The sequence below is a fragment of the Roseofilum sp. genome (assembly GCF_982964205.1).
The window spans coordinates 1-1,374 of the sequence record NZ_CEZBFX010000230.1 but is presented as its reverse complement, the minus strand read 5'-3'; the positions used below and the strand labels follow the sequence as shown (position 1 = coordinate 1,374).

At 42.8% G+C, this 1,374-nt stretch carries 2 protein-coding genes; one reads left to right on the top strand and one right to left on the bottom strand.

Features of this window, described 5'->3' with window-relative positions; all coding sequences use genetic code 11:
- On the bottom strand, positions 1 to 680 hold a 680-nt coding region (locus tag AC3A14_RS24670; protein WP_487779249.1), incomplete at its 3' end, for a Uma2 family endonuclease.
- 203 nt (positions 681 to 883) lie between these two features.
- Here AC3A14_RS24670 and AC3A14_RS24665 point away from each other — a divergent pair.
- Positions 884 to 1,374, top strand: a 491-nt coding sequence (locus AC3A14_RS24665; protein ID WP_487779248.1) for an RHS repeat domain-containing protein, incomplete at its 3' end; no start/stop codon positions are given.

The window sequence follows — 1,374 nt, the reverse complement described above, 5'->3', positions numbered from 1 at the left end:
CGTTGGCGATCGCGCTCCAATTCCGCACCATCTGCTCTTTCTCGTTGGCGTTCGGTTTCCTGTCGTTGGAGATCGCGCTCAACCACCACCTCCCCATAAGTTCCGAACACCTCCCCAGTCGGCGCGAACACCTGCAACTCTGGCGACAAGGTACTAAAACTCACTCCCAATAAAGGACTTGTCCAACCCTCCATTTGAGGAATTTCTGTTAAGAAACCCCCACGTCTCAACCATCCTTGCAGTTGATTCCGTTGCGGATTATAGACATAATATTCTTCCACGCCATAGTAATCGTAAAACTCAAACTTATCCTCCATTTCTCCTTTACTATTACTCGGCGATATGATCTCCATCGCCACTTGAGGCACTATATTTCCTTCTTCCCATTGCTTATAAGAACCTCTATCTTTGTTCTCTACTCCGAAAACCACCATGATATCCGGCGCTTGGCTGAACGGTAAACTTTGTTCGACTACCGTTAACGTTCCCGCCTTTCTGGGATACCACAACAAATCCCCAACAACAAATACATCGTCTCGCTCTTGAAACAGAGCCGATAATCCTCCCACAATGGTGGTAATTAAACGAAATTGAACTGTATTATCGGCCATTGGTTTGCCATCACTTTCTGGGTAGAGTCGAGCGTCAATTTGCGATTGAGAAAGCAATTCTTGTACCATTGTTTTTTACCTGAATACTGTCCCCGTATTTGGTTACTTTATATTTTATCTATTCTAGTATAGCAGAATAGCTATCATTAGACAACCCCTAGCAGTAAATGATGCTAAAAATAGAGTTAATAAATACGAACATAACGATGCCGGACGCAGGTTTACCGTAGTATTAACTGGGGGGAGAGTGCGCCAGTAAAACTTATGATGAGTTGGGGAATATTGCCAGTCATACCGACTTTAATAGCGAAACGAATCAGTATGAGTATGATAAAGATAATCAGTTAATCGTTAAGGATTTAGAAGACGATATTAATGTCGAGTATAGTTACACTGAAGATGGACAAATTGCCAGCATCACTGACAGTCGAGGAACGACAGAGTATGACTATGATGAACTCTATCGGTTGATTGAGGCGGCAGTATGGGGTGGAGAGACGATTACTTATCGTTATGATGAGGTGGGGAATCGGATTTCTGCTGGCGCTCTCCGTTATATTTATGATGATAATGACCGGTTAATTGAGGAGCGAGAAGGGGGTGAGATTGTTGTTGAGTATGGTTATGATGATAATGGCAATTTACTTTCTCGTACTGAGGGAAATGAGACGGTTAATTATGTTTGGGATGACCGAAATCGGTTGGTTGAAGTTGAGAAGAATGGGGAGAGAGTTGAGTTTGAATATGATGATGATAATATTCG